General features: G+C 68.4%; 2 protein-coding genes. Both read left to right on the forward strand.

Annotation, left to right across the window (positions count from 1 at the left end; genetic code table 11):
- On the forward strand, positions 1 to 793 hold a 793-nt coding region (locus HZS63_RS13690; protein WP_180684548.1), incomplete at its 5' end, for an IS5 family transposase.
- A 271-nt stretch (positions 794 to 1,064) separates the two neighbouring features.
- The coding region (gene acnA / locus HZS63_RS13695) for an aconitate hydratase AcnA (protein ID WP_180684549.1) at positions 1,065 to 3,778 on the forward strand (2,714 nt) is incomplete at its 3' end.

The raw sequence follows: 3,778 nt of genomic DNA on the forward strand, positions 1-3,778 counted from the left end.
GGTGCTGGACCGCATGAGCTTGCCGCACTTCTGCCGCCTGGACGGAGCACTGCACATCCCCGATGCGCGCACGCTGTGGAGTTTCAAGCAGCGCTTGGCCCAAGGCGGTCTGGGCGGCCGCGCCATCTTCGAGGCGGTGAGCCTGCAGTTGCAGCAGCACGGCTACATCCCGCGCGGCGGGCAGATCGTGGATGCCAGCATCGTGCAGGCACCGCTGACCCAGGCGAACAAGGACGAGCGCGAAGCGCTCAACGAAGGCCGCAGGCCCGAGGGCTGGAATGCCAAGCGGCTGCAGCACACCGACCGCGACGCGCGCTGGACCAAGAAGCACGGCAAGAGCTTCTACGGCTACAAGGTGCACGCCAACGCGGACGCGCGCTACAAGCTGATCCGCCAGGCGAAGGTCACGCCGGCCAACGCCGACGACGGCCAGACGCTCAAGGAGGTGCTGGACCGCGCCAACACCGGCGCGCGGCTGCTGGCCGACCGAGGCTACGACGCGCAGACCAACCGGGAGTTGCTGCAGGCCCACGGGCTGCGCGACGGCATCGCGCGGCGTGCCAAGCCCGGGCAGGAGCGGCGCGTGCGACTGGACGCGCGCAACAAGGCGATCAACCGCGTCCGCGCCAGAGGCGAACATGTGTTCGCCGGCCTGGAGCAACTGGGCGGCAAGTGGGTGCGGGCGATGACGCTGGCGAGAAACGAACTGGCGATCCTGCTCAAGTGCGCGGCGTACAACGCCAAGCGGCTGGTCTGGCTGGTGCGCCATGACCCGTGCGGGTGGGCGCGATGAAGGGCGAGGTGCGCCCGCTGCAGCCTGCAAACGCAGTTTTGCAGGGCCTCGGGCGCCCGCCAAGGCTGCGATGACGGGGCCTGAGCGGCACCGAGAACCCCGAACTGAACGACGCGAGCGCCCTCATGCCGGTTCAGCTCTCGGAAATGGGGTTTTGCGAAGTGCCCTGCAGGAAGGTCGCCATTTCCGGCATAATTGGGCGCTTGACGCCGGCGCCGTCTCCGCGCGCCGCGCGGATTCTCCCCTCCTCGCTGCAGCCACGGAGCCCCACATGGCCGACTCCTTCGCCACCCGCGCGCATCTCGACCTCAACGGCAAGACCTACACCTACTACAGCCTGCCGAAACTGGCCCAGCGATTCGATCTGGCGAAGCTGCCGTACTCGATGAAGATCCTGCTGGAGAACCTGCTCCGGCACGAGGACGGCGTCACCGTGCTGCCCGAGCACATCGAGGCGGTCGCGAAGTGGGATCCGCTGAAGGAGCCGGACACCGAGATCGCGTTCATGCCCGCCCGCGTGGTGCTGCAGGACTTCACCGGCGTGCCCTGCGTGGTCGACCTCGCCGCGATGCGCGACGCGGTGACGCGGCTCGGCGGCAACCCGGCCCAGATCAATCCGCTGATCCCGTCCGAGCTGGTGATCGACCACTCGGTGCAGGTCGACGTGTTCGGCCGTCCGGACGCGCTCGACCTCAACGGCAAGATCGAGTTCGAGCGCAACAAGGAGCGCTACAGCTTCCTGCGCTGGGGCCAGAAGGCGTTCCGCAACTTCAAGGTGGTGCCGCCCAACACCGGCATTGTGCACCAGGTGAACCTCGAGTACCTCGCGCGCGTGGTCGTCGAGCGCGAAGTGGACGGCGTGCTGCAGGCGTTCCCGGACACCGTGTTCGGCACCGACTCGCACACCACCATGATCAACGGCATCGGCGTGCTCGGCTGGGGCGTCGGCGGCATCGAGGCGGAAGCGGCGATGCTCGGCCAGCCCTCGTCGATGCTGATTCCGCAGGTGGTCGGCTTCAAGCTGACCGGCCGGCTGCCGGAGGGCTCCACCGCCACCGACCTCGTGCTCACCGTCACCCAGATGCTGCGCAAGCTCGGTGTGGTCGGAAAGTTCGTCGAGTTCTTCGGCGACGGCCTGCAGCACCTGCCGCTGGCCGACCGCGCCACCATCGCCAACATGGCGCCCGAGTACGGCGCCACCTGCGGCATCTTCCCGATCGACGCCGAGGCGCTGAACTACCTGCGCCTGTCCGGCCGTCCGGAGGCGCAGATCGCGCTGGTCGAGGCCTACGCCAAGGCGCAGGGCCTGTGGCACGAGCCCGGCCAGGCGGAAGCGCAGTACTCCGCGGTGCTGCATCTCGACCTCGGCGACGTCAAGCCGTCGCTGGCCGGCCCGAAGCGCCCGCAGGACCGCGTGCTGCTGCAGGACATGCAGGCCAACGCGCGCGACGCGATCGCCGGCCTCACCGCCAAGCGCACGCCGAAGGCGGCGGTCGAGACCATGGCCGCCGAGGGCGGTGCGCAGCCGCAGGCCGCGCACCTGGCCGCCCGTCCGATCTCGAAGCTGCGCATCCAGGACCAGGACTGCGAGCTCACCGACGGCTCGGTGGTGATCGCCGCGATCACCTCCTGCACCAACACCTCCAACCCGGCGGTGATGCTCGGTGCCGGCCTGCTCGCGCGCAACGCCGCGCGACTGGGCCTGAAGGCCAAGCCGTGGGTCAAGACCTCGCTCGCACCGGGCTCGCGGGTGGTCACCGACTACCTGAAGAAGGCCGGCGTGCTCGACGATCTGGAGAAGCTCGGCTTCTACGTGGTCGCCTACGGCTGCACCACCTGCATCGGCAACTCCGGCCCGCTGCCGGACGAGGTCTCGCGCGCGATCGCCGAGAACGACCTCGTGGTCGCCTCGGTGCTGTCGGGCAACCGCAACTTCGAGGGCCGCGTGCACCCCGAGGTGAAGATGAACTACCTCGCCTCGCCGCCGCTGGTGGTCGCCTACGCGATCGCGGGCACGGTCGACATCGACCTGAGCAAGGACCCGCTGGCGCACACGCCCGACGGCAAGCCGGTCTATCTGCGCGACATCTGGCCGAGCAACAAGGAGATCGGCGACGTCATCGCCGCGACCATCGGCCCGGAGATGTTCGCCAAGAACTACGCCGACGTGTTCAAGGGCGACACCCGCTGGAACCAGATCGAATCGCCGGAGGGCGAGTCGTACAAGTGGGACGCCTCGTCGACCTACATCAAGAACCCGCCCTATTTCGACGGCATGAGCATGAACGTCGGCACCATCGACGACGTGCACGGCGCGCGCGTGCTGGGTCTGTTCGGCGACTCGATCACCACCGACCACATCTCCCCGGCCGGCAGCATCAAGAAGGACTCGCCGGCGGGCCGCTACCTGATCTCGCGCGGCGTGCAGCCGGCCGACTTCAACAGCTACGGCTCGCGCCGCGGCAACGACGAAGTGATGGTGCGCGGCACCTTCGCCAACATCCGCATCAAGAACCTGATGCTGGGCGGCGAGGAAGGCGGCAACACGATCTACTTCGGCAAGGACGGCTCGCGCGAGAAGCTGGCGATCTACGACGCGGCGATGAAGTACAAGGCCGACGGCGTGCCGCTGGTGGTGATCGCCGGCAAGGAATACGGCACCGGCTCCTCGCGCGACTGGGCGGCCAAGGGCACCAAACTGCTGGGCGTGAAGGCGGTGATCGCCGAGAGTTTCGAGCGCATCCACCGCTCCAACCTGGTCGGCATGGGCGTGTTGCCGCTGCAGTTCCTCGACGGCCAGAACGCGCAGACGCTCGGCCTCGACGGCACCGAGACCTACGACATCGTCGGCCTCGCCGACGGCCAGTCGAAGACCGCCACCGTCATCGCCCGCAAGGCCGACGGCGGCGAGGTCCGCTTCGAGGTGCGCGTGCTGCTGCTGACGCCGAAGGAAGTCGAATACTTCCGCCACGGCGGCATCCTGCA

This window comes from Tepidicella baoligensis (assembly GCF_013432195.1).
In the GTDB taxonomy this organism is placed as follows: Bacteria; Pseudomonadota; Gammaproteobacteria; order Burkholderiales; family Burkholderiaceae_C; genus Tepidicella; species Tepidicella baoligensis.